Origin of the sequence: Streptomyces sp. NPDC050315 (genome assembly GCF_040655775.1) — a bacterium.
Lineage (GTDB): Bacteria > Actinomycetota > Actinomycetes > Streptomycetales > Streptomycetaceae > Streptomyces.
The window spans coordinates 539,347-565,235 of the sequence record NZ_JBFAKN010000006.1; the positions used below are offsets into that span (position 1 = coordinate 539,347).

Annotated in this window: 21 protein-coding genes; 9 read left to right on the plus strand and 12 right to left on the minus strand. The window is 71.4% G+C overall.

Going from position 1 to position 25,889, the window contains the following annotated elements; translation table 11 throughout:
• Positions 1-117: 117 nt before the first annotated feature.
• From AB0I82_RS24740 to AB0I82_RS24750, 3 genes are all read left to right on the plus strand, one after another.
• Positions 118-591: an SseB family protein gene (locus AB0I82_RS24740; RefSeq protein ID WP_031050204.1), complete on the plus strand. Its 474-nt coding sequence runs from the start codon at positions 118-120 to the stop codon at positions 589-591.
• 166 nt (positions 592-757) lie between these two features.
• Positions 758-1,711 carry a pirin family protein gene (locus tag AB0I82_RS24745; RefSeq protein WP_363259527.1) on the plus strand — a complete coding sequence of 318 codons (954 nt, stop codon included), beginning with the start codon at positions 758-760 and terminating at the stop codon, positions 1,709-1,711.
• Positions 1,712-1,856: 145 nt separating this feature from the next.
• Positions 1,857-2,996 carry an AI-2E family transporter gene (locus AB0I82_RS24750; protein ID WP_363259528.1) on the plus strand — a complete coding sequence of 380 codons (1,140 nt, stop codon included), beginning with the start codon at positions 1,857-1,859 and terminating at the stop codon, positions 2,994-2,996.
• Here the strand turns inward: AB0I82_RS24750 and AB0I82_RS24755 are convergent.
• Positions 2,903-5,128, minus strand: coding sequence for a SpoIIE family protein phosphatase (locus tag AB0I82_RS24755; protein ID WP_363259529.1), 2,226 nt, complete (start codon positions 5,126-5,128; stop codon positions 2,903-2,905). The genes AB0I82_RS24750 and AB0I82_RS24755 overlap by 94 nt on opposite strands.
• Positions 5,129-5,374: 246 nt before the next feature.
• Between AB0I82_RS24755 and aspS the strand changes: the two genes are divergently transcribed.
• Positions 5,375-7,138, plus strand: a complete 1,764-nt coding sequence (gene aspS, locus AB0I82_RS24760) for an aspartate--tRNA ligase (protein ID WP_363259530.1) — start codon at positions 5,375-5,377, stop codon at positions 7,136-7,138.
• A 67-nt stretch (positions 7,139-7,205) separates the two neighbouring features.
• On the opposite strand, the gene AB0I82_RS24765 is transcribed toward aspS, so the two are convergent.
• Both AB0I82_RS24765 and metG read right to left on the minus strand, forming a co-directional pair.
• The gene (locus AB0I82_RS24765; protein WP_363259531.1) at positions 7,206-7,469 is read right to left on the minus strand and encodes a hypothetical protein; all 264 of its coding nucleotides are present in this window, start codon (positions 7,467-7,469) and stop codon (positions 7,206-7,208) included.
• A gap of 307 nt (positions 7,470-7,776) precedes the next feature.
• The gene (metG, locus tag AB0I82_RS24770) at positions 7,777-9,486 is read right to left on the minus strand and encodes a methionine--tRNA ligase (protein WP_363259532.1); all 1,710 of its coding nucleotides are present in this window, start codon (positions 9,484-9,486) and stop codon (positions 7,777-7,779) included.
• 170 nt (positions 9,487-9,656) lie between these two features.
• Here metG and AB0I82_RS24775 point away from each other — a divergent pair, with 170 nt between their 5' ends.
• A complete protein-coding gene (locus tag AB0I82_RS24775) occupies positions 9,657-9,848 on the plus strand; it encodes a DUF397 domain-containing protein (protein WP_363259533.1) in 192 nt (63 codons plus the stop codon).
• A gap of 70 nt (positions 9,849-9,918) precedes the next feature.
• On the opposite strand, the gene AB0I82_RS24780 is transcribed toward AB0I82_RS24775, so the two are convergent.
• Complete coding sequence (locus AB0I82_RS24780) at positions 9,919-11,616, minus strand: VWA domain-containing protein (protein ID WP_363259534.1); 1,698 nt, start codon at positions 11,614-11,616, stop codon at positions 9,919-9,921.
• Positions 11,617-11,897: 281 nt separating this feature from the next.
• On the opposite strand from AB0I82_RS24780, the gene AB0I82_RS24785 reads away from it, so the two are divergent.
• On the plus strand, positions 11,898-13,982 hold the full coding sequence (locus tag AB0I82_RS24785; protein ID WP_363259535.1) for a PhoX family phosphatase: 2,085 nt from the start codon (positions 11,898-11,900) through the stop codon (positions 13,980-13,982).
• A 79-nt stretch (positions 13,983-14,061) separates the two neighbouring features.
• On the opposite strand, the gene ligD is transcribed toward AB0I82_RS24785, so the two are convergent.
• Positions 14,062-15,027: a non-homologous end-joining DNA ligase gene (ligD, locus tag AB0I82_RS24790; RefSeq protein ID WP_363259536.1), complete on the minus strand. Its 966-nt coding sequence runs from the start codon at positions 15,025-15,027 to the stop codon at positions 14,062-14,064.
• A 197-nt stretch (positions 15,028-15,224) separates the two neighbouring features.
• On the opposite strand from ligD, the gene AB0I82_RS24795 reads away from it, so the two are divergent.
• On the plus strand, positions 15,225-16,166 hold the full coding sequence (locus tag AB0I82_RS24795; RefSeq protein ID WP_363259537.1) for an NADP-dependent oxidoreductase: 942 nt from the start codon (positions 15,225-15,227) through the stop codon (positions 16,164-16,166).
• Here AB0I82_RS24795 and AB0I82_RS24800 read toward each other — a convergent pair.
• A complete protein-coding gene (locus AB0I82_RS24800) occupies positions 16,153-17,130 on the minus strand; it encodes a hypothetical protein (RefSeq protein ID WP_363259538.1) in 978 nt (325 codons plus the stop codon). The two genes, AB0I82_RS24795 and AB0I82_RS24800, sit on opposite strands and share 14 nt — an antisense overlap.
• Before the next feature lie 156 nt (positions 17,131-17,286).
• The gene (locus tag AB0I82_RS24805; RefSeq protein ID WP_363259539.1) at positions 17,287-18,312 is read right to left on the minus strand and encodes a cation diffusion facilitator family transporter; all 1,026 of its coding nucleotides are present in this window, start codon (positions 18,310-18,312) and stop codon (positions 17,287-17,289) included.
• Between the two features lie 350 nt (positions 18,313-18,662).
• Here AB0I82_RS24805 and AB0I82_RS24810 point away from each other — a divergent pair, with 350 nt between their 5' ends.
• A complete protein-coding gene (locus AB0I82_RS24810) occupies positions 18,663-19,805 on the plus strand; it encodes a cytochrome P450 (RefSeq protein ID WP_363259659.1) in 1,143 nt (380 codons plus the stop codon).
• Positions 19,806-19,882: 77 nt separating this feature from the next.
• On the opposite strand, the gene AB0I82_RS24815 is transcribed toward AB0I82_RS24810, so the two are convergent.
• From AB0I82_RS24815 to AB0I82_RS24835, 5 genes are read right to left on the minus strand one after another with little or no spacing between them, the layout of a single operon-like run.
• Positions 19,883-21,103: a cytochrome P450 gene (locus tag AB0I82_RS24815; RefSeq protein WP_363259660.1), complete on the minus strand. Its 1,221-nt coding sequence runs from the start codon at positions 21,101-21,103 to the stop codon at positions 19,883-19,885.
• Positions 21,104-21,132: 29 nt separating this feature from the next.
• Positions 21,133-21,762, minus strand: coding sequence for an ATP/GTP-binding protein (locus AB0I82_RS24820; protein WP_363259540.1), 630 nt, complete (start codon positions 21,760-21,762; stop codon positions 21,133-21,135).
• Positions 21,743-22,096, minus strand: a complete 354-nt coding sequence (locus AB0I82_RS24825) for a DUF742 domain-containing protein (RefSeq protein WP_363259541.1) — start codon at positions 22,094-22,096, stop codon at positions 21,743-21,745. The genes AB0I82_RS24820 and AB0I82_RS24825 overlap by 20 nt, the downstream gene beginning before the upstream one ends.
• Positions 22,093-22,521: a roadblock/LC7 domain-containing protein gene (locus tag AB0I82_RS24830; RefSeq protein ID WP_030260539.1), complete on the minus strand. Its 429-nt coding sequence runs from the start codon at positions 22,519-22,521 to the stop codon at positions 22,093-22,095. Before AB0I82_RS24830 ends, AB0I82_RS24825 begins: the two co-directional genes overlap by 4 nt.
• Positions 22,518-24,218 carry an ATP-binding protein gene (locus tag AB0I82_RS24835; protein ID WP_363259542.1) on the minus strand — a complete coding sequence of 567 codons (1,701 nt, stop codon included), beginning with the start codon at positions 24,216-24,218 and terminating at the stop codon, positions 22,518-22,520. The genes AB0I82_RS24830 and AB0I82_RS24835 overlap by 4 nt, the downstream gene beginning before the upstream one ends.
• A 239-nt stretch (positions 24,219-24,457) precedes the next feature.
• On the opposite strand from AB0I82_RS24835, the gene AB0I82_RS24840 reads away from it, so the two are divergent.
• Positions 24,458-25,669 carry a GTP-binding protein gene (locus tag AB0I82_RS24840; protein ID WP_363259543.1) on the plus strand — a complete coding sequence of 404 codons (1,212 nt, stop codon included), beginning with the start codon at positions 24,458-24,460 and terminating at the stop codon, positions 25,667-25,669.
• Positions 25,670-25,889 lie beyond the last annotated feature (220 nt).

Genomic DNA, 25,889 nt, shown 5'->3' on the forward strand with positions numbered 1-25,889 from the left:
AATCCTTCGTGAGGAGGTCCTCAAACGCATACCAGGTAGTAGCTTCGATGATGCTACCCGTCGGTAATAAGAAGCAACCCCTAACGGCCCATCTGTGACTCAGTACGCTTTGCAGCTATGTACGGCTACGACCAGAACGTGGGCGCGGGTCAGCAGGGTTACGGCGCTGCGCCGCCTCCGCCGCAGCAGGCTCCTGGCGGTTACGGCGGGCAGCCGCTGTATCCGGAGCCGTCCCCGCCCTCCCTTGCCGACGCGGTGCGCGCCTTCACCACGGGTTCGATGTCGGCCGAGGACTTCCAGGGGATCTTCTCGACCTCCAAGGTGTACTGCCCGCGGGGCGACAACCCGGGGTTCCTGGCGCTGCACAACACCCAGCAGCCGGTGATCCCGATGTTCACCTCGCTCAAGGAGCTGCGCGCCTACGCCGGCAAGGAGTCCAAGTACTTCGTGATCACCGGCGCCGAGGTCCTCGACCTGCTGCCGACGGGGTACGGCTTCGTGCTCGACATGGAGGGCGAGCACCGCATGGTGTTCGACGCCAAGGCGGTGGAGCAGATGGTCGACTTCGCGATGCGGCGGATGTACGGCTGACGACGACGTCCAGTACTTGATCCGGTGGGCTGGTCGCGGGATACGCGACCGGCCCACCGGTTTGTTGCCCCCTCTGACCTGCGGGAACAGGCCCGGGAATGGAGTGCGCCTTGCAGGTTGTTCAGGCTTCAACTAAATTGAAAGCCGAACGACCGAGGAGGCCGTCATGCCCGCAGTGACCGTTGAGAACCCGCTGACCCTGCCGCGCGTCGCGGCGCCAGCCGAGGGACGGCAGCGCCCCGCACTCGCCGTATCGACCGCGCCCAGCGGTTTCGAGGGCGAGGGCTTCCCCGTCCGCCGTGCCTTCGCCGGCATCGACTACAAGCACCTCGACCCGTTCATCATGATGGACCAGATGGGCGAGGTGGAGTACGCGCCGGGCGAGCCCAAGGGCACGCCCTGGCACCCGCACCGCGGCTTCGAGACGGTCACGTACCTGATCGACGGCACGTTCGTGCACCAGGACTCGCACGGTGGCGGCGGCACGATCAACGACGGCGACACCCAGTGGATGACGGCCGGCAGCGGCCTGCTGCACATCGAGGCGCCGCCGGAGTCCCTCGTCATGTCCGGCGGTCTCTTCCACGGCCTGCAGCTGTGGGTGAACCTGCCGAAGCGGGACAAGATGATGGCTCCCCGCTACCAGGACATCGGTGGCGGCCAGGTCAAGCTGCTGACCTCGTCCGACGGCGGTGCGCTGCTGCGGCTGATCGCGGGCGACATCGACGGCCACGAGGGCCCCGGCATCACGCACACGCCGATCACGATGATGCACGTCTCGCTCAACCCGGGCGCCGAGCTGACGCTGCCCTGGCGCGCCGACTTCAACGCGCTGGCGTACGGGCTGGCCGGGCGCGGCACGGCGGGCCCCGAGGGCCGTCCGTTCCGTATGGGCCAGACGGTCGTCTTCGGCGCCGGTGACTCGCTCACCATCAAGGCGGACGCGACCCAGGAGTCCCGCAGCCCGAACTTCGAGGTCGTACTGCTCGGCGGGCAGCCGATCCGCGAGCCGATGATGCACTACGGCCCGTTCGTGATGAACACGCACGCCGAGCTTGCCCAGGCCTTCGAGGACTTCCAGGCGGGGCGCCTCGGCACGATTCCGGCTGCCGCCGGTTGATCCGACACAAGCCGCGCCCGTCGTTTCACGTGAAACGACGGGCGCGCCCTGTATCCGGCCACCGGCCCGCCTGTCGAGTGCCGGTCGTGGCCGGCTGGGCGCGCAGTTCCCCGCGCCCCTGGCGGGCGCGTGGTGGACTGGGCGGGTGCAGAAGCGGACTAAGACGGATGAACGGGAAGCTCTGCTTCCCCTCGGTGCTCGCCGGGCGGCGGCCTGGTGTGGACTCCTGCTGCTGGTCGCGGCCGTGGTCGCGGTCGCTGTATGGCTGACCGTGCACCTCAAGGCGGCCGTGACGCCCGTGCTGCTGGCCTTGCTCGGCAGTGCGCTGCTCGGGCCGGTGTATCGGCGGCTGGTCGCGATGAAGGTCAATCGGTCGCTGGCGTCGGGGCTGACCTGTGCCGTGCTGCTGGTGGTCGTCGGCGGAGCCGGGTACATCGTGGTGTCGGCGCTGATCGACACCGGCGATCAGATCGTGTCGTCGGTTCAGCGGGCGACCCGGGAGCTCACCAAGCACCTCGGTGCTTCCGGCGCCTCGTTGGGTGACCTGACGGCGAACGCCAAGCAGCTGGCGGAGAAGTTCGGCGGCCGGGCCGCGACCGGACTGCTCTCCGGGCTCACCCTGGTCGGTCAGACGGTGGCCGCCGCCGTGCTGGCGCTGCTGCTGACGTTCTTCTTCCTGCGGGACGCGGACAAGGCGGTGGGCGTCCTGCGCTCCTGGGCGCCGGGCGACTCCGGGCCGCAGCTGGAGCGGATGGCGCGGCGCGGCTTCGAGGCCGTGGAGGGCTTCATGCGCGGGACGACGGTCATCGCGCTGATCGACGCCATCTGCATCACGGTGGGGCTGCTGATCCTGGGGGTGCCGGGCGCGGTCGGGCTGGGCGCGCTGGTCTTCGTCGGCGCGTACATCCCGTACCTCGGCGCGTTCATCTCCGGTGCGGTCGCGGTACTGGTCGCGCTGGCCGACCGCGGGTTCGTGATCGCGCTGTGGGCGCTGGGCGTCGTACTGGCCGTGCAGGTGCTCGAAGGGCACGTCCTGCAGCCGATGATCCAGAGCCGTACCGTCCATATGCACCCGGCCGTGGTGCTGCTCGCGATCACCGCGGGCGCGAGCGTGGCGGGCATCCTCGGGATGCTGCTGGCCGTGCCGCTGACGGCGGCGGCGACCGGAATCCTGTCGGAGCTGCACCAGCGCTACGCGGCCGGTTCGGAGAGCGAGGAACCGGGCAGCGAAGGGCCGCCGTCCGGCGGTTCCTCCAGGGACACGTCCGGCGGCGCCCCGGCCTGAGCCGCGTCCGGTGCGGCGGCGGTCTGCCCCTGCGCGTCCTCGTACAGCTCGAACCAGATCGACTTGCCGTCCCCGCGCGGATTCACGCCCCACGCGTCGGCCAGCAGCTCCATCAGGACCAGGCCGCGGCCGGAGGAGGCCAGCTCGCCGGGGCGGCGGCGGTGCGGCAGCTCGTCGCTGCTGTCGGCGACGTCCACCCGGACGCGCCGGGAGCCCTTCACCCCGGAGATCTCGGCGATCAGCAGGGCGTCACCGTCGGTGTGCAACAGGACGTTGGTGACCATCTCCGAGACCATCAGCGCTGCCGAGTCGATCTGGTCCTCGTCGGCCCAGTCGTGCAGCACGTCGCGGATCTGGCCGCGGGCCTCGGAAATCCGCTCCGGTTCGGCCTGCGCGATGGTCAGGACCGTGCGGCGCACGGGCGCGCGCGGCTCCAGCCCGCCGGTGCCGATGGCACAGCTGCCGCCCTCGCGGCACAGCAGCAGCATCGCGATGTCGTCCTCGCGTCGATCGGCCAGCCGCCCGGTGGTGTGGTGCGAGGACGGCCCGTGCACGGCCTGTACCAGCGCGTCGGCGAGCTTTTCGAGGCTGTCGCCGGTCTCCGGCTCCTCGTGGTTCTCGATGATGTCCCGCAGCCGCGCCCAGCCGCTCTCCAGGTCGTGCCCACCGGTCTCGATGAGCCCGTCCGTGCAGACGAGCATCGTCTCGCCGGGCTCCAGGACCAGCCGGGTGGTGGGGTAGTCGGTGTCCGCGTGGATGCCCAGCGGCAGCCCGCCCGCGGTCGGCCGCACCAGCATCGTGCCGTCGGTCATCCGGATGGCGGGGTCGGGGTGGCCGGCCCGGGCGATGTCCAGCAGTCCCGTGGCCGGGTCGACCTCGATGTACAGGCAGGTCGCGAAGCGCGGGTCCAGCCCGTCGGCCTCGGTGTCGTTCAGACCGGCGAGGAAACGGGAGGCGCGGGAGAGCACGGCGTCGGGGTGGTGGCCCTCCGAGGCGTACGCACGGAGCGCGATCCGCAGCTGGCCCATCAGCCCGGCGGCCCGCACGTCATGACCCTGTACATCCCCGATGACCAGGGCGATCCGGCCGGAGGGCAGCGTGATCATGTCGTACCAGTCGCCGCCGACCTCCAGGCCGCCGCCAGTGGGGACGTACCGCGCGGCCACCGCCATGCCGGGGATGTCCGGCTGCACCGTCGGCATCATGCTGCGCTGCAGGCCGACCGTCAGCTCCAGCTGCGACTCCTGGTCACCGGCCCGGTGCAGCGCCTGGGCGAGCATCCGGGCGACGGTGGTGAGCACCGAGCGCTCGTCGGGCGTGAAGGCGACGCGGTGGCCGAAGGCGGCCATCCAGGCGCCGACCGTCCTACCGGCGCTGATCAGCGGCAGGAAGGCCCAGGACTGGCGCTCGAAGTGCGCGGCCATCGGCCAGGTCGCGGGGAACCGGCGGCGGTACTCCTCCGGAGTGGGGAGGTAAATGGCGCGCCCGGTCCGTATCACCTCGGCGGCCGGATAGTCGGTGTTCAGGGACATGTCGACGAACGGCTGCTCGTCTCCGGGGCGCTGTCCGTGGTGCCCGATGACCGATATGTGGTCGCCCCTGATGCCGAAGACGGCCAGCCCGTCGGGCATGAATCCGGGCATGGAGAGGCCGGCCGCCACTCGCAGTACCTCGGCGGTGGAGCGGGCCTCGGCCAGCGCACGGCCCGCGTCCAGCAGGAACGCCTCGCGGGAGCGGCGCCAGTCGCCGGTGACGGGGGTGCGCGCCGCGGACGTGCCCGGCTGTGGCTCGGGGACCTCCTGGAGGGTGCCGAGCAGCTCGTAGCTGTTGTCGAGAGGGGTGACGCGGGCCCGGCAGCGGACGACGCGCAGCACCTTGCCGTCGGTGTCCATGACCCGGAGTCTGCCCTCGGCGAGGGTGCCCTCGGTCAGCGCGAGGTGCACGACGCCGTTGATCTCGGCGAAGTCGACGGCGTGGAAACGGGAGCGGATGAAGGCCTCGCTGAAGTCGGCCGGCTCCTCGGGCAGCCCGAGCAGCCTGGCCGCCTCGGCGTCCAGCCTCACCTTGCCCACTGCGTGGTCCCAGTGCCACAGGCCGGTGCCGATGGCCGCCAGGACGTCCTTGGTGCGCATTGCATCACTTTAGGTGGGTTTCACGGAGGCTCACCAGTGCGAAGGACGTGACCCTGGTCCCATGGTGTTCCGCCGCGGAGCTCACGGGGGGCTTGACGTGGATATGGCGACCCGGAGCGGCGGGGCGGAGCGGTAACCTGGAGCGGTTATGCCAATCCTGGGGTGATCATCGGGTGCCGACCGGGAGCCGACCCCGGCCTCCCTCCCCCGTTGCCCCACCTCGACTCGCGACGACTTGGATGAGCGATGCATCGGTACCGGTCCCATAACTGCGGCGAGCTCCGGGCCGCGGACGTCGACACGGACGTCCGCCTCAGCGGCTGGCTGCACAATCGACGTGACCTGGGCGGCATCCTCTTCATCGATCTGCGCGACCACCACGGCATCACGCAGCTCGTCGCCCGCCCCGGCACCCCCGCCAACGAGGCGCTCGGCTCCCTGACCAAGGAGTCCGTCGTCCGCATCGACGGCAAGGTCAGCGCCCGCGGCGCGGACAACATCAACCCCGACCTGCCGACCGGTGAGGTCGAGATCGAGGTCTCCGCGGTCGAGGTGCTCGGCGCCGCCGAGCAGATCCCCTTCACGATCAACGCCGAGGACGGGGTGAACGAGGAGAAGCGCCTGGAGTACCGCTTCCTCGACCTCCGCCGCGAGCGCATGCACCGCAACATCATGCTGCGCACGGCCGTCATTTCCGCCATCCGCCAGAAGATGGTGACGCTCGGCTTCAACGAGATGGCGACCCCGATCCTCTCCGCGACCTCCCCCGAGGGCGCGCGCGACTTCCTGGTCCCCTCCCGTCTGCACGCCGGCAAGTTCTACGCGCTGCCGCAGGCTCCGCAGCAGTTCAAGCAGCTGCTGATGATCGCGGGCTTCGACCGGTACTTCCAGATCGCGCCGTGCTTCCGCGACGAGGACGCCCGCGCGGACCGCTCGCCCGGCGAGTTCTACCAGCTCGACATCGAGATGAGCTTCGTCGAGCAGGAGGACGTCTTCCAGCCCGTCGAGAAGCTGATGACCGAGCTCTTCACCGAGTTCGGCGGCGGCCGCGAGGTCACCTCGCCGTTCCCGCGCATCCCGTTCCGCGAGTCGATGCTCAAGTACGGCAACGACAAGCCGGACCTGCGCGCCAAGCTGGAGCTGGTCGATGTCTCGGACATCTTCGCGGGCAGCGGCTTCAAGGCGTTCGCCGGCAAGCACGTCCGTGCGCTGGCCGTGCCGGACACCGCCGACCAGCCGCGCAAGTTCTTCGACCAGCTCGGTGAGTACGCCGTCGAGCAGGGCGCGAAGGGCCTGGCCTGGGTCCGCGTCGGCGAGGAGAACGCGCTGACCGGCCCGATCGCCAAGTTCCTCACCGAGGACGACGTGAAGGCCCTGGTCGAGAAGCTGGACCTGAAGCCCGGCCACGCCGTCTTCTTCGGCGCGGGCGAGTTCGACGAGGTCTCCAAGATCATGGGCGCCGTCCGCGTCGAGGCCGCCAAGCGCGCGGGCCACTTCGAAGAGGGCGTCTTCCGCTTCTGCTGGATCGTCGACTTCCCGATGTTCGAGAAGGACGAGGAGACCGGCAAGATCGAGTTCTCCCACAACCCCTTCTCGATGCCCCAGGGCGGCCTCGAAGCGCTCGAGACCAAGGACCCGCTGGACATCCTGGCCTGGCAGTACGACATCGTCTGCAACGGCGTCGAGCTGTCCTCCGGCGCGATCCGTAACCACGAACCCGAGGTCATGTACAAGGCCTTCTCGATCGCCGGTTACGACAAGGACACCGTCGAGGCCGAGTTCGGCGGCATGCTCCGCGCGTTCAAGTTCGGCGCCCCGCCGCACGGCGGCATCGCCCCCGGCGTCGACCGCATCGTGATGCTCCTCGCCGACGAGCCGAACATCCGCGAGACCATCGCCTTCCCGCTCAACGGCAACGCGCAGGACCTCCTGATGGGCGCCCCCAGCGAGGTCGAGGAGTCCCGCCTGAAGGAGCTCCACCTCTCGATCCGCAAGCCGCAGATCAAGTAAGCAGCACGCACGCCGAGGGGCCCGGAACCGCAGCGCGGTACCGGGCCCCTCGCGTTGTGCCGGGGCGCTATTCGGTCAGCTGGGCGGACTGCTGTACGGCCGTTACGGAGTGGACCGTGTGGATGCAGCGGGTGGCGGTCAGGGGCGGCTCGGGGGCGTCGGGCTGCGGGCGGGGCCGGGTCCAGGGGAGCATGGCGGCGATTGCTTCCAGGACCTGACTCATGCCGGTCAGTACGTGGGGCAGGTCCTCGGCGCGCGCCTTGCGGACCACCAGCCGTACGACGTAGGCGGCGAGGGAGGCGAGGATCATGAGGGCGACGATGCCGGTCACGGCCATCCCTACCGGTACCGATGTCAGAGCTGTCTGAGCGGACAAGTCCTGCCTCCCATGCATAAAAGGCCCCCTGATCGGATCAGGGGGCCTTGGACCAACGAGCGGTGGCAAACAAAAAAGCCCCCGGCCTCGGGAGAGGCAGAGAGCTTTTCGATCGTGGGACGCATGGTGTTATTGCTGTCGCATGCGATCCCGGTTGCCCTTGATTCTAGCAGGCCATGTCAAGCCCCGGGGCTTCAATCGCCGGGAAACGAGAGGCAGTTGGGGTGGCGGGCCCGGTGGTGGGCCGGGCCCGCGGGCGAGGTTACTCCTCGCCGCCGAAGCGCTCCTTGTACGCCGCCAGGTCGTCTTCGGTGATCTTGGCGAAGAGGACCGGGGGGACCGTGAAGGACGTACCGGCCGGGACCGAGGCGAGCGCCTTGGCCTCGTCCGCGGTGACCCACAGGGCCGTGTCGTCGGCCAGCGCGAACGCGCCGCGCATGGCCTTGGCCGAGGTCGGGATGAAGGGCTCGGAGATCACCGAGTACAGGTGGATGAGGTTCATCGCCGTACGGAGGGTGAGCGCGGCCGCGTCCTGGTCGGTCTTGATCTCCAGCCAGGGGGCCTTCTCCTCCAGGTAGGAGTTGCCCGTGCTCCACAGGGCGCGCAGCGAAGCGGCGGCCTTGCGGAACTGGAGGGCCTCCATGTGGCCCTCGTACTCGGCCAGGAGCCGCGCGATGTCCTCGCCGAGCTTCGCCTCCGCCTCGCCGGCCTCGGCACCCGCCGGGACCTCGTCACCGAAGCGCTTCCGGGAGAACGACAGCACGCGGTTGACGAAGTTGCCGAGCGTGTCGGCCAGGTCCTTGTTGACCGAGGAGGAGAACAGCTCCCAGGTGAAGGAGGTGTCGTCGGACTCCGGCGCGTTCGCGATGAGGAAGTAGCGCCAGTAGTCGGCGGGCAGCAGCTCCAGCGCCGCGTCGGTGAAGATGCCGCGCCGCTGGGAGGTGGAGAACTTGCCGCCGTAGTAGTTCAGCCAGTTGAACGCCTTGAGGAAGTCGACCTTCTTCCACGGCTCGCGGGTGCCCAGCTGGGTCGCCGGGAACATCACGGAGTGGAAGGGGACGTTGTCCTTGGCCATGAACTCCGTGTACCGGACGTCCTCGGCCTCGTACCACCACGACTTCCAGTCGCGGTTCTCCGGGTCGACGTCCGCCCACTCCTTCGTCGAGCCGATGTACTCGATCGGGGCGTCGAACCAGACGTAGAAGACCTTGCCCTCGGCGGCGAGGTCCGGCCAGACGTCGGCCGGCACCGGCACGCCCCAGTCCAGGTCGCGGGTGATCGCGCGGTCGTGCAGCCCCTCGGTCAGCCACTTGCGGGCGATGGAGGAGGCCAGCGTCGGCCACTCCTCACCGGTCTCGTCGATGAACTTCTCGACCTCGCCCTGCAGCTTGGACTGGAGCAGGAAGAGGTGCTTGGTCTCCCGCACCTCCAGGTCGCTGCTGCCGCTGATCGCCGAGCGGGCGTCGATCAGGTCGGTCGGGTCCAGCACGCGGGTGCAGTTCTCGCACTGGTCGCCGCGGGCCTTGTCGTAACCGCAGTGCGGGCACGTGCCGACGATGTACCGGTCGGGGAGGAAGCGCCCGTCGGCGTTCGAGTAGACCTGGCGGATCGCCCGCTCCTCGATGAAGCCGTTCTCGTGCAGCTTGCGCGCGAAGTGCTGGGTCAGCTCGACGTTCTCCGGCGAGGAGCTGCGGCCGAAGTGGTCGAAGGCGAGGCCGAAGCCGTCGTAGATCGCCTTCTGCGCGTCGTGCTGCTCGGCGCAGAACGCGTCGACCGACTGGCCGGCGTCCTTCGCGGCCAGCTCGGCGGGGGTGCCGTGCTCGTCGGTCGCGCAGATGTACAGCACGTCGTGCCCGCGCTGGCGCAGATACCTCGCGTACACATCGGCCGGGAGCATGGACCCCACCATGTTGCCCAGGTGCTTGATCCCGTTGATGTACGGAAGGGCGCTGGTGATGAGGTGTCGAGCCATTGCCGGCTGCTCCCAAGTCGCTACGGTGAGTGATTTTTTGCACTACGGAACGCCAATATCGTACTCGCCCGGACGGGGGCGACCGCCCGTCCTTTTCCCTTGGCTCACGGAGTGAGACCAGCGGTACCGGGGAAAAAATCCGCTGTGCTTCGAGGGGTGGGAGTGGGGCCGTGAGTGAGCAGCTGACGTGGTTATCGTCGAGTTACAGCGATGCCGGCAATGCCGCGTGCGTCGAAGTCGCCGCTTCCGTCGGAACGGTCTACGTCCGGGACTCGAAGAGCGTGGACAGACCGGACAGACCGCCGATCGCCTTCTCCACCGGTGCGTGGCGGCTCTTCCTCGCGTACACAACGGCGGACTGATCGCGGACCGGCAGCCGAACGGCCCGGCACCCCTGGGCGGGGGACCGGGCCGTTCGGATCGGGCGTCGGCTCAGGCGTCCTTCAGTACGCCCGCGGCGCGGGCCTCCGTGAGCCACTCCGGGAATTCGATCATCAGCTGCGCGTAGAGGTCGGCGTCGGCCAGGGCGCGCGGCTCGCGGCCGGCGTGGAAGAAGCCGGCGTTGTCGACCTTGCGCTTCTCCGGGACCGAGAGGTCGTCCAGCTTGCGCAGGAAGTCGAAGCCCTTGGCCTCGGGGTCGCCGAAGCCCACGAACTGCCAGAAGATCGGCAGCCCGGCCGCCTCGCACAGCGCCTTCTCGGCGGCGGGCTTGGAGGTGGGGGCGCCGTCGGTCTGGAAGATCACGAAGGCGGGCGCGGTCGTCTTCGACTTCTTGTAGTGGTCGACGACGGCCTTGATCGCCCAGTGGTAGTTCGTGCGGCCCATGTGGCCCAGGCCCGCGTGCAGCTCCTCGATCTTCCCCTCGTACGAGGCGAGGTCGAGGTCCGCGGTTCCGTCCACGTCCGTGGAGAAGAAGACGACGGGGACGGTGCCGTCGTCGTCCAGGTTCGCGGAGAGGCCGAGGGCCTGCTCGGCGAGGTGCTGGACGGTGCCGTCCTTGTAGTAGTTGCGCATCGAGCCGGAGCGGTCGAGCACGAGGTAGACGGCGGCGCGCTGCGTGGTCAGGCCCTGCTTCTCCAGCGCCGTACCGGCGTCCTTGTACAGGCTGACCAGCCCGGGCGCGACCTCCTCGACCTTGGTGAGGGAGAGGGCGGGACGGGCTGCGGCGTCGGCGGCTGCGGGGGTGTCCGCGGCCGCGGGGGTGTCGGCCTTCGCGGGGGCGGGCGCGGCTGCGGGCGCGGGGGCCGGTTCGGCGGGGGCCTGGGCCGGGGCCTCGGCGGGGGATTCGGTGCGGGCGGCGGGGATGGTGGCCGCGGGGGTGGGCTCGGGCTCGGTGGCGAGCTCGGGCTCGGGCTCCGGCTTCGGCTCGGGCTGAGGCTCGGCCTTCGGCTCGTCGGCAGGGGTCTCGACCGGCGCCTGCTCGGCGTCGGCGGTCAGGTGCTCGGGCTGGGCCTCGGCCTTCGGCTCGTCGGCCTTGGGCTCGTCGACCTGCGGGGCTTCCGCCTTCGGCTCCTCGGCCGGGGTCTCGCCCTTGGTCTCCTCGGCGTCGGCGGCCACCGGCTCGGGCTCTGCCTCGACCTCGGTCTCGGCGGCCACCGGCTCGGCGACCTCGGCCGCTGCCTTGATCTCGGGCTCGGGCTGGGCCTCTGCGGTCTCGGGCTCGGCCTGAGCCGCGACCTCGTCGCTCTTCGCGTCCTTCGACTCCTCGGCCTCGACCTCGGTCGTGGCCTCAGCGGCCGCCGCTTCCGCAGCCCGCTCCTCCGGAGCCGCCGGCTTCGGGGCCGACGCGCGGTCGAATGCCTCTCTCACCAGGTCCGAGACGTCGGAGTCGGCAGAGGAGGCCGGGGCGGAGGCGGCCGAGGCCGCGAGTACCGCGGCACCCGCGGCGGGGGCGGTCTCCGCGTACGCCGGCTCCGGACGGGCCGGTGCCTGCTCCGTACGGGCCGCCGGGACCTCCGTCTCCGCGGCCGGCGCGGCCTCCGTCACCGCGTCGGCCGAGGGGGCCGACTCCTCACGGGCCTCCGGGATGGCCGCCGCGTCGGTGGCCTCCGTCGCCGCGACGGTATCCGGTTCCTTACTGGCCGCCTTGGAGCGACCGAAAGCGTTGCGCAGCAGACTCCGAATGCCCATCGGCGTACCTCTCGTGCGTGTGGTGACGTGCGTATGTGCTGGGTGCGGCGAATGTCCGTTTGAGCGAGGCGCGTGCTGACCAGGACGGACACCAAAGGGTAGCGGCCTGCCCCTATCGCATCGTGGGACCCCGCGCGTCGTGCGCCGGTACGAGCCGAAGCCACCCGTATTCACCGTCGGTTCATCTTTTTGTCGCCGCGTGTCGGGCCTGTCCCCATACCGTCACGGCTGATCACCCGACGCACCGTCACCACTCGTCGCCCCCTACTCGAAGGAACACCGTGCGCAAGCTGCTGCCGCTGATCGGCTCTCACCCGGGTGGCCGTTCGGCCATGACCTGCCGTTACCGCTGCGGTGACGCCTGCTTCCACGAGACCCCCAACACCAGCGACAACGCGTACGTCGGCGACGTGATCGCGGGTGCGCTCTCCCGCCGGAACGTCCTGCGCGCCAGCGCCGTCGTCACGGCCGCCGCGGCCACCGGCGCCGCGCTGACCGGGCCGGCCGCCCCGCAGGCCGCCGCGGCCGGGGCCGGCACCGCGTCCAGTACGGCGGCCACCGCCACCCGGCGCGCCCGCCCCGCCCGCGGCCTGCGCTTCCCCGCTGTCGCGCCCAACACCGCCGACGCCGTGACCGTCCCCGCGGGCCATGAGCACAACATCGTCATCCGCTGGGGCGACCCGGTGCTGCGCGGCGCCCCGGCGTTCGACGCCGACCGGCAGTCCGCGAAGGCGCAGGCCGGCCAGTTCGGTTACAACTGCGACTACATGGCGGTGCTGGACCTCCCGGGCGAGCGGGACCGGCAGCTCTTCGTGATCAATCACGAGTACACCGACGAGGCCCTGATGTTCGCCGGGTACGACGCGGAGAACCCGACCCGCGAGCAGGCGGAGATCGGGCTGCAGGCGCACGGCCTGACGGTGCTCGTCGCGCAGGAGGAGCGGCGCAGCGGCCGGCTCACCGCGGTGCCCCGCCACCACCTCAACCGCCGGATCACCGGCACCACGCCGTTCGAGGTGACCGGCCCGGCGGCCGGCAGCGACCTGCTGAAGACCTCCGCCGACCCCGAGGGCACCCGCATCCTCGGCACGCTCAACAACTGCGGCGGCGGCATCACCCCGTGGGGCACCGTGCTGTCCGGCGAGGAGAACTTCAACCAGTACTTCGCCCACGGCGACCAGGCCGACGACCCGGCGACCGCGGCGCGGCTGAAGCGGTACGGCTTCAAGGGCGGCGCCAGCGAGCGCAAGTGGGAGCGGTTCGACCGGCGCTTCGACGTGGCGAAGGAGCCGAACGAGACCAACCGCTTCGGCTGGGTCGTGGAGATCGACCCGTTCGACCCGGACTCCACCCCGCGCAAGCTCACCGCGCTCGGCCGCTTCAAGCACGAGGCCGCCGAGCCGCGGCTGACCCCCGACGGCCGGCCCGTGCTCTACATGGGTGACGACGAGAAGTTCGACTACTTCTACAAGTTCGTCTCCGCCAAGCGGATGAAGCGCGGCACGAGCGCCGCCGCGCGCGAGCACAACCGCACGCTGCTGGACGAGGGCACGCTGTACGTCGCGAAGTTCACCGGCGACAGCCCGGCCGGCCAGATCGACGGCTCCGGCAAGCTGCCGGAGGACGGCGAGTTCGACGGCCACGGCGAGTGGATCCCGCTGGCGACCGGCACCACCTCGCACGTGCCCGGCATGACGGCGGAAGAGGTGTACGTCTTCACGCGGATGGCCGCCGACAAGGTGGGTGCCACGAAGATGGACCGCCCCGAGGACGTCGAGCCCAGCCCTCGCACCGGCAAGGTCTACGTCGCGCTGACCAACAACAGCGACCGGGGCAAGGACGGCAAGGCGCCCGCCGACGAGGCCAACCCGCGCAACGGGAACAAGCACGGCCAGATACTGGAGCTGACCGAGCACCGCGGCGACCCGGCGGCCGGACGTTTCACGTGGAACCTCTTCCTCGTCTGCGGCGACCCGGAGGACCCGTCGACGTACTTCGGCGGCTTCCCCAAGGACCAGGTCAGCCCGATCTCCTGCCCGGACAACATCACCTTCGATGTGCACGGCAACCTGTGGATCTCCACCGACGGCAACGCCCTGGGCAGCCATGACGGCCTCTTCGGCGTGGCCACCACCGGCCCCCGGCGCGGTCAGGTACGGCAGTTCCTCACCGTGCCGACCGGCGCCGAGACCTGCGGGCCGATCGTGCAGGAGCGGCGGGTGCTGGTCGCGGTGCAGCACCCGGGCGAGGTGGACGGCGCGAGCGTGGAGAAGCCGGCTTCGCACTGGCCGGACGGACCGGGCGCGCTGGTCCGCCCGTCCGTGGTCAGCGTGTGGCGCACGGACGGCGACGACATCGGCGTGTGAGCCGTCCGAACTGCCGGTACGGAGCGGACCGCCTGCCGTGGGGGGACAGGCGGCCCGCTCCGTCCGCGTAGGCGGTGTCTCATTCGGAAGGCAGCCGCTTCGCCGCCGCACTTACCGACCGGCCGCGCCAGCCGTCCCCGGACCACGGGTCGGCCGCCGCCAGCCGCTCGGGCGCGGTACGCAGCGTCCAGCGCTGGGCATGCAGCTCCGGGTCGTCCAGCTCCTCGCGGGTGATCGGCATGGCCACCGGCGCGCCCGGCTTGGCACGGACGCTGTAGGGCGCGACCGCGGTCTGCGCGTAGGCGTTGCGCTGCACGTCGAGGTAGATGCGGCCGCGGCCGCCCTTCGTGGGGCGGTCGGCCTTGCGCTGCTCGGTGGTGAGCCGGTCGGGGTGGCGGTCGGCGAGCAGTTCGGCGGCGCGGTGCGCGAAGTCCCGTACCGCGTCGTAGTCCGACTTGGCGTCCAGCGGCGCGATGACGTGCAGGCCGCGCGAGCCGGTGGTCATCAGCCGGGCCGGCAGTCGGAGTTCGTCCCACAGTGCGCAGACCCGCCCCGCCGCCCAGCGCACGTCCTCGAAGTCCGCGCCCTCCGACGGGTCCAGGTCGACGATCAGGAGGTCGGGGTCGTTGGGGGTGTCCTCCCGGGACAGCCAGCGGTGCTGGGTGAGCGAGGCCTGCCCGGCGAGATACACGAGCGTGCCGGCGTCGTCGCAGACGACGTGCGTGACCTTGCCGCCGGCCTTCTCCTGGACGGAGGTGCGCACCCAGTCGGGGAAGTAGTCCGGCGCGTTCTTCTGCATCAGCGGGCGGCCGCCGATGCCGTCCGGGTGGCGCTCCATCATCAGCGGGCGGCCGCGCAGATGCGGCAGCGCGCGCGGGGCGACGGCCCCGTAGTGCTCGGCGACCTCCAGCTTCGTGATGCCGTCGTCGGGGAACAGCACCTTGTCCGGACGGCTGATCGCGACGGTGCGCCGGCCCGCCCGTACGGTCTCCTCGTCCTTCGCGCGCCCGCCGTGGGGGCGCCCGTCCTTCTTGTCGCCCTTCATGAGGGGGAGGGGTAACCGCACCGGCCGGGCGCCAAACCCCTTGCCGCCGCGCCGGGGACGGCCCCGGGGACGGCCGTACGAGTTGCTTCCGGGGCACGGCCCTTTCGCCTGCCGCGCCGGGCGGCACCGGCGTGCTTACGATCCCCGGCAGGGGCCGGACAGGGGCCGGGGTACGGAGAGGTGGAAGGAACGCCACGATGAGAGCCGTAGCAGTCAGTGCCTTCGGGGCCGAGCCCGAGCTGATGGACCTGCCGCAGCCCGAGCCCGGACCGGGTGAGGTGCTGGTCGCGATGGCGGTGGCCGGGCTGAACCCGACCGACTGGAAGATCGCCGACGGCATGCTGAAGGACGCCGTGCCGCACTCCTTCCCACTGGTCCTGGGGGCCGACGGGGCGGGCGAAGTGGTCGCGGTCGGCCCCGACGTGCGCCGCTGCACGGTCGGCGACCAGGTCTTCGGGCAGTTCCAACTGGTCGGCCGAGGCGGCGGTTCGTACGCGGACTACGCCATCGCGGCCGAGGACGCGGTCGCCCCCGCGCCGCGCAACGTCACGTACGCGACCTCGGCGGCGGTGCCGACGGCCGGCACGGCCGCGTACAACCTCGTCGAGGAGACCCGGGTCGCGGAGGGCAAGCGGGTGCTGGTCGTGGGCGCGACCGGCGGCGTCGGCACGTTCGTCACGCAGCTCGCGGCGCAGCGCGGCGCCGAGGTGATCGCCACGGCCCGGGCGGGCAGCGCGGAGCTGATGGGGCAGTTCGGTGCGGCGGCCACGGTGGATCACACCGAGGGGCCGGTGGCCCAGCAGGTGCTGGCGGCCCACCCGGACGGCGTGGACATCCTGATCGACCTGGTCAGCGGGGAGGCGGCGTTCGCGGACATGACGCAGGTCGTACGGGACGGGGGCACGGTCGTGTCCACCGTCGGCGCGGCCGACACGGACATGCTCATCGAGCACAACCTGCGCGGCTTCAACTTCGTCAACCGCCCCTCGCCGCAGCTGCTGTCCATCCTCGCCGACCAGCTCGACGCGGGCCGGCTCACCGTCCTGATCACCAGCGAGGTGCAGCTGGAGGACGCCCCGGCGGCCCTCGCCCGCAGCCGCACGGGCCGGGCACAGGGCAAGACCGTCATCGGCCTCTGACGGCTCGGCGGGCCCGCACGCGCCTCGCCAGTACTCCCGACAGGACGGTGGCGCACCCTGCGATGAGCCCCGTGGCGAGCAGCGCACCGCCGCCGAACCGGGCGCTCGCGGTGAGCGTGTCGTACACCGCCGAGCCCGCCGCATCGGACACCGCCGGTGGCAGCGCGTCCAGGGCGTACCCGCGGGCGGCGGCGAACGCGGCGAGCAGGAGCGCGCCGCCCGCCGCACAACCCAGGCCGGTACCGATCAGTGCCCGGCGGCGACGCGGTGCCAGCAGGAGTCCGGCCACCAGGCTCAGCACCGCCGCGACGGGCAGCACCCGCCCGAGCGTCCGCACCGCCTCGTACGTGCCGCGGGCCTCGGCGACCTCGTCGGACCGCAGCAGTACGAGCGTGGTGCCGGAGACATGGACCCGCTGGATCAGGCGGGCACCGGCCGGCACGGTGTGGACGAGGCGGGCCCGGGCCCGGTCGACGACGGGTTGCAGGTCGAGCACCACGGACCGGCCGCCGGGTGCGGAGAGCGCGGCGACGAGGGAGGCATGGGTGGTGCCGTTGACGCGGCTCCATAGGGCGGGGAAGGAACGCGAGGTGACCACACCGCGGATCTGGGTGGCCACGAACTCCCTTATGCCGCGGGTGAATCGCTCGCGCACCGCGGGCCGTTCGGCCGGCGGCACGGCGTCCACCAGCGTCGACAGGTCCACCCGGCGCATCACGCCGTCGGTGATCGCGGTGACCATGTTCCGCTGAACGGCCGGGTCGCGGGAGAGCGGCGCGGTGGTGGCAGTCCAGCGGGCGGTGTCGGTCAGTTCGGCGCGCGCCCAGCCTGTGGCGATGCCCGGCGGGGCCAGGAGACAGCCGAGGACCAGCAGCACGGTGGCCAGGGCGGCACGCGGCCGGTGACGGGTCGGCGTCGTGCGTGCGGGCGGAGCGCCGGTGCGGGCCGGTGCGCTCGCTGCCATGTCTCCTCCGTTTCACGTGAAACCGGACGTCCCGGGTAACCCGACACAGTCACCTCATCACAAGCACGGAAAAGTCCGCCGCCGCGCCACCCGCCGACGCGCCGTTTCGGACGCCGTTCAGACGCGCCGTTTCGGACGGCAGCTCAGGACGGCCGTTCAGTGGTCGTGCGGCCCCTGCCGGTGCACCGGCCCATGCGTGTCCGCGCAGTGGGCGCCGGAGAACTGGTCCGCGGCATTGGGATCCTCGCGATCCCCGATGCGCAGCAGCTCCCCGCCGCCGTCCTGTTCGCCCAGGTGGTCGACCTGGAGTGTGGCGTGCGTGATGCCGTACTCCGCGGCGAGCAGCTCCTGCAGCGTCCGGCGGACCTTGTGGCAGTCGCCGCCCGGCGCCACCAGGACGTGTGCGGAGAGCGCGGGGTCGCCGGAGGTGATCTCCCAGACGTGCAGGTCGTGCACCTCCACCACCTGGTCGGCGGCGACCAGCCGGTCGCCCAGCGCGTCCGGGTCGACCCCGGCGGGTGCGGCCTCCATGAAGATCCGGCCCGAGTCGCGGACCAGGCCGATACCGGCCTTGAGCATCAGCGCGACCACGAGCAGCGACGCGATGGCGTCCGCCCGGGCGAAGCCGGTGGTCAGTACGACCGCACCGGCCACCGCGGTGGCGATGAAGCCGAAGAGGTCGGTGAGCAGGTGCTGGTAGGCGCCCTCGACATTCAGGCTGGAGCGGTTGGCCTTGGAGATGAACCAGGTCGCGACGAGGTTGACCGCGACGCCGGCGAGCGCGGTGACGAGGACCAGGCCGCCGGTGACCTCGGGCGGTTCGACGAGCCGGTGGATCGCCTCGTACGCCAGCCAGACCGACAGCACCAGCAGCGTGACGCCGTTGGCCTGCGCGGAGAGGATCTCGGCGCGCTTGAGGCCGTACGTGTAGCCGCCGCGCGCCGGGCGGGCCGCCAGCCGCATGGCGATCAGCGCGAGCACGATCGAGGCGGCGTCGGTGAGCATGTGCGCGGCGTCGGAGATCAGTGCCAGGGACCGGGCGATGAAGCCGATCACGACCTCGATGGCCATGAACGCGGTGATCAGGATCAGCGCTGCCCGCAGCCAGCGGCGGTCCGCGTCCGCCGACACGGCGTGCGAATGGCCCGAATGATCGCCGTGCGTGTGGGCGTGCCCCGTCATGGCCCACTCCCTCCTGGGTCGGGCGGCAATGCCTGCCGCAAATGCGCTCGAACGAAGGAAACCGCACTTCGGCAAAAGATCCAAAGGCTGCATCGGTACCCGTTGTCATTCCCCGAGGCGCCGGGCATCGCCGCAGGTCAGAGCGGTGTGTTCGAACGGAGTCCGGAGGCGGTCTTGAAAGGGCGCCGGGCAGGAACGATCTTGGTGGGGACCGCAGGACCCCACCCACACACTCCCAGGGAGCGTTCTTGGCCGCGAACCGAGAAGCGCCGAACCGAGCAGCGAACCGAGCAGCGCCGGACATACTGTCGCCGGAGTTCGCGGCGGATCCGTACGCCGCGTACCGCGTCATGCGCGACGACTTCCCGCTGCTCCACCACGAGCCCACCCAGAGCTACATCGTCTCCCGCTACGAGGACGTCGAACGGGCCTTCAAGGACCCGGCGTTCACCACCGAGAACTACGACTGGCAGCTGGAGCCGGTGCACGGCCGGACCATCCTGCAGATGAGCGGCCGCGAGCACTCCGTTCGCCGGGCGCTGGTCGCGCCCGCCTTCCGCGGCGCCCCTCTCCAGGAGACCTTCCAGCCGGTCATCGAGCGCAACGCGCGCGAGCTGATCGACGGCTTCCGCGACGCGGGCCGGGCCGACCTCGTCGCACAGTTCGCGACCCGCTTCCCGGTCAATGTCATCGTCGACATGCTCGGCCTGGACCGCGCCGACCACGACCGCTTCCACCGCTGGTACACCGCGATCATCGGCTTCCTCGGCAATCTGAGCCAGGACCCGGAGGTCGCGGCGGCGGGGCTGCGCACTCAGGAGGAGTTCGCCGCGTATCTGCTCCCGATCATCCGGGAGCGCCGCGAGAACCTCGGCGACGACCTGCTCTCCACCCTCTGCGCCGCCGAGATCGACGGCACGCGGATGAGTGACGAGGACATCAAGGCGTTCTGCAGCCTGCTGCTGACCGCGGGCGGCGAGACCACCGACAAGGCGATCTCCAGCATCGTCCACAACCTGCTGCGCCACCCCGAGCAGCTGGCCGCCGTGCGGGAGGACCGCTCCCTGATCGAGCGGGCCTTCGCGGAGACGCTGCGGTTCACTCCCCCGGTGCACATGATCATGCGGCAGCCCGCGGAGGACGTCGTGATCGGCGGCGGCAAGGTGCCCGCAGGGGCCACCGTGACCTGCCTGATCGGCGCGGCGGGCCGGGACGAGCGGCGGTACGCGGACCCGGACACCTTCAACATCTTCCGCGACGACCTCAAGGCGACGACGGCCTTCTCCGCCGCCGCCGACCACCTGGCCTTCGCGCTCGGCCGGCACTTCTGCGTCGGCGCGCTGCTGGCGAAGGCCGAGGTGGAGGCCGGCGTCGGGCAGCTGCTGGACGCCCTGCCGGACATGGCGCTCGAGGACGGCTTCACCCCGCGCGAGCAGGGCGTCTTCACCCGCGGCCTGGACGCGCTGCCGGTGACGTTCACACCGGTGGGCTGAACCGGAAGTACGAGGGGCCGTACCGCCCTTCGTAGCTCGGCGGGGGTTTCACGTGAAACCCCCGCCGGGAACGCCCCTCAGGCAGGCCCCGGCGTGTACGTCGGTGTGAACGTCACCGGCAGCCCCGTCAGCCCCCGCATCCACAGCGACGGATGCCAGACCAGCTCCTTGTCGGGCACCGCGAGCACCACGTCGGGCAGCCGGTCCAGCAGGACCTCCACCGCAGCTCGCGCGATCACCTCCGCCAGCTGCGGCGCCGGGTACGGGCAGGAGTGCTCGCCGTGGCTGAACGCCATGTGCGCCTGGTTGCCGTCGGCGTGCGACGCGGTGAAGTCCGGCCGCACCAGCGGGTCGTTGTTGGCCGCGGCGAGCCCCAGTACGAGCAGGTCACCGGCCTTGATGCGGTGGCCGCCGAGCTGGGTGTCGCGGGCCGCCCAGCGCCCGATGAAGTTCTGCGTGGGGGTGTCCTCCCACAGCACCTCGTTCAGCGCCTGGCCCACGCTGCGCCGCCCGCCGGTCAGGCTGACCGCGAACCGGTCGTCGGTCAGCATCAGCCGCAGCGTGTTGCCGATCCAGTTGGCGGTCGGCTGCTGTGCCGCGGCCATCACCACCAGCAGGTCGATGACCACCTCCTCGTCGGTCAGCCCCGCCGGGTGGGCCAGCAGCCGTGAGGGGACGTCGGGGCCCGGGCGCCCGCGCTTCACGCGGGCCAGCCGCGCCATCCTGGCCGCGACCCGCTGGTGCGCGTCGATCGCGCCGTCGCCCACGTCCAGCGACTCGGCGATGTCCCGTACCAGGTCCGGCACTTCGCTCGTCGGCGCGCCGTACAGCTCGGCGACGACCAGCAGCGGCAGCCGCAGCGCGTACTCGGCCATCAGGTCCGCATCGCCGCGTCCGGCGAAGGCGTCGACCAGCCCGTCCGCGATCCGCTCGCAGATCTGCCGCAGCTCGAACTGGTCGATGGCCAGCAGCGCGTCGCTGATCGCCCCGGCCCGTCGCTGGTGCTCGGGCCCCTCGGCGAACATCACCGAAGGCTGGTACCCGACGAACGGCAGCAGCGGCCAGTCGTCCGGCACCTGGTCCCAGGCGTGCCAGCGGCGCGAGTCGCGGGCGAACAGCTCGGGGTCGGAGGTGACCTGGTGCAGCTCCCGGTAGCCGATCACGAACCAGGCCGGGAAGCCGCCGTCCAGCAGGATCGGTACGACCGCGCCGTGCCGGCTGCGCATCTCCCGGTACAGCCGGGCCGGATCGCCGCTCAGCCCCTCGCCGTACAGCGGTACGGCGCCCCCGGCGGCCATCGGGCAGCCCGAGCTCTGCCTGTTGTCGGTCACTGCGTGGCCTCCTCCGCGGCGAGTGCGTACAGATGGCGTACGAGAGTCATCAGCACCTGCTTGCTGGAGTCACGCTCGCGCGCATCGCAGGAGACCAGCGGCACGTGGGGGGAGAGGTCCAGCGCGTCCCGGATCTGCTCCAGGGTGTGCGGCTCGCCGCCGAAGTCGTTGTGGGCGACGATGAACGGCATCCCATGGGCTTCGAGACGGTCGATCGCGTACCAGGAGTCGTCCAGCCGACGGGTGTCCACCAGCACCACGGCGCCCAGCGTGCCCGCGAAGAGCCGGTCCCACAGGAACCAGAAGCGCTCCTGGCCGGGGGCGCCGAAGAGGTACAGGACGTTGCGGTCGTTGATGGTGATGCGGCCGAAGTCGAAGGCGACGGTGGTCGTCGACTTGGCCTCGACGCCGGCCGGGTCGTCCACGCCGACGCCCGCCTGCGTCATCGTCTCCTCGGTGTTGAGGGGGCGGATCTCGCTGACCGAGCGGACCATGGTGGTCTTGCCGACGCCGAAGCCGCCGACGATCACGATCTTCAGGCCGTTGTCGGCGGACTGGTGCAGCGGAGCCCGTACGTCCTCCTCCAAGGCGGCGCCGGCCGCGCCGTCAGAGACGTTGGAGTGCATCGAGCACCTCCTTCAGCAGGTCGGGTTCGGGCAGCTCGGCCCGGGCGGCCGTGCGCGGGTGGCGGGCGGTGATCCGGCCCGTGTCGAGCAGGTCGGTCAGCAGGATCCGTACGACGCTGACCGGCAGCCGCAGCTCCGCCGACAGCTCCACGACCGCCGTCGGGCGCCGGGCCAGCTCCAGGATGCGGACGTGCTCGGACTGCATCCCGGGCGCCGGCTCGCACTCGGCCACGATCAGCGTGACCAGGTCGAAGCGGCTTCCGGCGGCCCGGCTGCGGCCGCCGGTGACGGTGTAGAGGCGGTCCGGATCGTCGTCCGGGCCGAGCGGGCTCACGCCGGCCGGCCCGGCAGGCCGGCGCCGCCGTCCTCGCGGGGCGCGGCACTGAGGTACTCGCCGATCTGCTCGACCAGTTCGTTCATGTTGAAGCCGATCAGGCCGACGTCGGCGTCCTCGACGGCGACCACGGCCAGATGGGCGCCGTGCCCGGCCTCGACGATGAAGAGGATGCCGCCGTGGAACTCGGTCATCGCCTGCCGCACTCCGCCGCTGCCGTCACCGAACTCCACGGAAGCGCCGTGCGACAGCGACTGGATGCCGGAGGCGATCGCGGCCAGCTGGTCGGCCTGGTCGACGCTCAGGTCCCGGGAGTGGCAGAGCTTGAGGCCGTCGCGGGACAGCACCAGCGCGTGCCGGGCGCCCGGCGTCTTCTGCAGGAGGTTCTCCAGCAGCCAGTCCAGGCGGTTGTCGGTGGTGTTCATCGGGGATCGTCCTTCGGGGCATTTTCGGGGGCGGTGGGCCGGGCGGGCGGGGCCTCGCCCCGCACGGCCCGGCGGAAGGAACGCAGCCGCGCGGCGGACTCCTCGTGGGAGCGGCCGCGGCTGCGTCCGGTGGCCTGCGGGGCCTGCGGGATGGGCGCGCCGGCCAGGGTCTGGCCGCGGCGCCGCTTGGGCAGTCCGCTCGGTCCGTACTCCGTCGCGGGCGCCGGACCGGCGTCGCGCGGTGCGGGCACGCCGGCCGCGCCCCGGTCCTGGGGCACGCTCCGGCCGTGCGGGTCGTCCGGGCCCCGCGACGCGCCCCCGTCGCGCGCGGCACCCGTGTCCCGGTCGGGGACGGTGGGGTGATGGTCGGTGGTCTCGCGCACGTCCGCGGTGGTCTCCCGCGCGGGCCGCACGTCGGTCTCCCGAGCGGGCCGCACGTCGGCTTCGCGTCCGCCGCGTTCGCGCACTCCGGCTTCGCGTCCGCCGAGTTCCCGTACGCCGGCTTCCCGCGTGCCACGGTCGCGTACGTCCCGTTCGTGTACCTCGCGCGCCTGCGCGTCATGCGCGGCGCGCAGCCCCGCCACGGGCATCTCGGGCTCGGCCGGACGGCCGGCCGACTTGGGCGGCGCCTGGGTGACCAGCTGCTGCGGGATCAGCACGACCACGCTCGTACCGCCGCGGGCCGACGGCCGGAACGAGACGGTCAGGCCGTGCTTGCCGGCCAGGCAGCCGACGACGGCGAGGCCGAGGCGGGTGCCGGACAGCGACATGAGGTCCAGCGTCTTGGCGGACACCGCCGCCTCGGCGCTGCGCAGCGCCGTTTCGGTCATGACCAGGCCGCTGTCCTCGACGCTGACCACGATGCCGGCCTGGGCCTCCTCGACGTACACGTGCACCGGCGAGGTGGGTGGCGAGAAGGAGGTGGCGTTGTCCATGATCTCGGCGAGCGCGTGCATGACACCCTCGGCCGCGTGCCCGGCCACCGCAGAGGTACTGCTGCTGTGCAGCCGCACCCGGCGGTAAGCGCTGATCCGGCCCATCGCGCCGCGCAGGATGCTCTCCATGGCGATCGGCTTGTTCCAGCGGCGGCCGGAGCGGGCGCCGGTCAGTACGGCGATGCTGTCCGCCAGCCGGCCCGCCTGCGCGGTGGTGTGGTCCAGCTTCAGCAGGTCGCCGAGGACTTCCTCGCCGTGCCGGTGCTCCATGTCGCGCAGGTCGGCGAGCATGCTGGTGGCCAGCGCCTGGACGCGGCCCGCCGCGCTGGCGCAGGCGGACATCGCCGCGGCACGCATCCGCTCGCCGCGGCCGACCTCGGTGGCCAGCGTCTCCACGATCCGGCGGTGCGCCTCGTCGGCGGGCATCAGGGTGTGGCCGAGCGCGGTGTCCACGGAGGCGCCGTCGCGCAGCCGGGCCACGACCGCGGGCAGCGTCTCGTCCGCGAGCCGGTCGGCGGCGGCCGTCAGCTCCGCGATCCGGGCGCGGTGCCGGGCGCTGGTGCGCACCGCGTACACCGTGACCGCCAGCAGGACGCTCAGTACCACCGCCACCGTGCCGCAGCCCCACGCCAGCTCGGTGCGCAGCGTGTCCGGGCCCGCGAGTACCGCCCACAGGACGGCGCCGCCGGTCACGACGAGGGCGGCGAGCAACGCGTACAGCGCCGCCACAAGGGGCGGACGGGCGGGTGTCTGAGCTGTCATCAAACGGGTCCTCGGGCGGTCGCGGCATCGCAAACGGGCCCTGCGGGCGCAGGATAAGCGAAGATCGGAAGAACCCTATCCGCTTACTACCGGCAAGCAACTTCCGCGTCATATCAATCTTTTGACGTCCCGTCCGTACCGGAATTCCCGATGCGTCACCAGGTGTGCCGCGCCCCGTCGGCGTGCGTGGCGCTCTGGACCCTTGTTGAACATGATTATCATCTGCTACTGTCTCCGGCATGAACCACACGCCGCCCGACGGCCGGCTGCCGGTCACCGTGCTCTCCGGTTTCCTCGGCGCCGGCAAGACCACGCTCCTCAACCACGTGCTCGGCAACCGCGAGGGCCTGCGCGTCGCGGTCATCGTCAACGACATGAGCGAGATCAACATCGACGCCTCCCTGGTACGGGACGGCGCCGCGCTCTCCCGTACCGAGGAGCGCCTGGTCGAGATGACCAACGGGTGCATCTGCTGCACGCTCCGCGACGACCTGCTCGAAGAGGTCGAACGGCTCGCCCGGGCCGGCCGCTTCGACTACCTGCTCATCGAGTCCAGCGGCATCTCCGAGCCGATGCCGGTCGCCGCGACCTTCGCCTTCGCCCGGGACGACGGCGCCTCGCTCACGGACATCGCCCGCCTGGACACCATGGTCACTGTCGTGGACGCGGTGAACTTCGACGACGAACTGGGCCGCGGCGACGACCTCGTGGAGCGCGGTCTGGCACCGGTGGAGGACGACGAGCGGACCGTCAGCGATCTCCTCGTCGACCAGGTCGAGTTCGCGGATGTGATCCTGCTGAACAAGACCGACCTGGTCTCGGAGAAGGAGGCGGAGCGGCTGACGGCCGCGCTGCGCCGGCTCAACCCGGCAGCGCGCGTGCTGCGGACCGTACGCGGTGTGATCCCGACCGCCGAGATCCTCGGCACCGGCCTGTTCGACCTGGCCAAGGCCGAGCAGGCGCCGGGCTGGGTGGCCGAGCTGAACGGCGATCATGTCCCGGAGACCGAGGAGTACGGCATCTCCTCCGTGGTCCTGCGTGACCCGCGCCCCTTCCACCCCGGTCGCCTCTGGGACCTGATCACCGGGCCGCTGGACGCCGGTACGTACGGCACGGTCCTGCGCTCCAAGGGCTTCTTCACACTGGCGACCCGTCCCGACGTCACCGGGCTCTGGTCCCAGGCAGGCGCGGTGGCCCGCTTCGAGCCCTCGGGCGTACACGACCACGAACACGACCACGACCACGACCACTCCGTGGCAGAGCACCCCGAGGACCGGCCCGCCGTCCAGGGCCAGGAGCTGGTCTTCATCGGCACCGGCCTACGGGCCGACGCGCTGCGCGAGGCGCTCGCCGACGCCCTGCTCACGGCCGGCGAACTGGCCGACGGACCCACGGCCTGGGCGGCGTACGACGACCCGTTCCCGGCCTGGGACCTGGTACCGGCCCCCTGAACCCGGGGATGTCCGGCGGGCCTGGCAGCCCTCGTCGGGCATCTCCGTAAACCGGACGGCGGCGGGCGCCGGAGGACTGCGGTCCGGCGCCCGCCCCGTCCGTCCCCGGCCGGCGCCTGTCCCGCCGGCCACGCGTCCGGCACCCGCCAGCCGGTCACGCGTCCGACACCGGCACCTTCTCCACGAAGCTGCCGGTGTTGGCGCGTACCCCCACGGCTGC

Bases quoted from the DNA above. Each gene is read 5' to 3' on its own strand.
- metG (WP_363259532.1), bottom strand. From the start codon at position 9,486: ATGGCTCGACACCTCATCACCAGCGCCCTTCCGTACATCAACGGGATC.
- AB0I82_RS24800 (WP_363259538.1), bottom strand. From the start codon at position 17,130: ATGGCAGCGAGCGCACCGGCCCGCACCGGCGCTCCGCCCGCACGCACG.
- AB0I82_RS24810 (WP_363259659.1), top strand. From the start codon at position 18,663: ATGCGCGACGACTTCCCGCTGCTCCACCACGAGCCCACCCAGAGCTAC.
- ligD (WP_363259536.1), bottom strand. From the start codon at position 15,027: ATGAAGGGCGACAAGAAGGACGGGCGCCCCCACGGCGGGCGCGCGAAG.
- aspS (WP_363259530.1), top strand. From the start codon at position 5,375: ATGCATCGGTACCGGTCCCATAACTGCGGCGAGCTCCGGGCCGCGGAC.
- AB0I82_RS24805 (WP_363259539.1), bottom strand. From the start codon at position 18,312: ATGACGGGGCACGCCCACACGCACGGCGATCATTCGGGCCATTCGCAC.
- AB0I82_RS24755 (WP_363259529.1), bottom strand. From the start codon at position 5,128: ATGCGCACCAAGGACGTCCTGGCGGCCATCGGCACCGGCCTGTGGCAC.
- AB0I82_RS24820 (WP_363259540.1), bottom strand. From the start codon at position 21,762: ATGCACTCCAACGTCTCTGACGGCGCGGCCGGCGCCGCCTTGGAGGAG.
- AB0I82_RS24780 (WP_363259534.1), bottom strand. From the start codon at position 11,616: ATGGGCATTCGGAGTCTGCTGCGCAACGCTTTCGGTCGCTCCAAGGCG.
- AB0I82_RS24840 (WP_363259543.1), top strand. From the start codon at position 24,458: ATGAACCACACGCCGCCCGACGGCCGGCTGCCGGTCACCGTGCTCTCC.
- AB0I82_RS24795 (WP_363259537.1), top strand. From the start codon at position 15,225: ATGAGAGCCGTAGCAGTCAGTGCCTTCGGGGCCGAGCCCGAGCTGATG.
- AB0I82_RS24740 (WP_031050204.1), top strand. From the start codon at position 118: ATGTACGGCTACGACCAGAACGTGGGCGCGGGTCAGCAGGGTTACGGC.
- AB0I82_RS24835 (WP_363259542.1), bottom strand. From the start codon at position 24,218: ATGACAGCTCAGACACCCGCCCGTCCGCCCCTTGTGGCGGCGCTGTAC.
- AB0I82_RS24745 (WP_363259527.1), top strand. From the start codon at position 758: ATGCCCGCAGTGACCGTTGAGAACCCGCTGACCCTGCCGCGCGTCGCG.
- AB0I82_RS24815 (WP_363259660.1), bottom strand. From the start codon at position 21,103: ATGGCCGCCGGGGGCGCCGTACCGCTGTACGGCGAGGGGCTGAGCGGC.
- AB0I82_RS24830 (WP_030260539.1), bottom strand. From the start codon at position 22,521: ATGAACACCACCGACAACCGCCTGGACTGGCTGCTGGAGAACCTCCTG.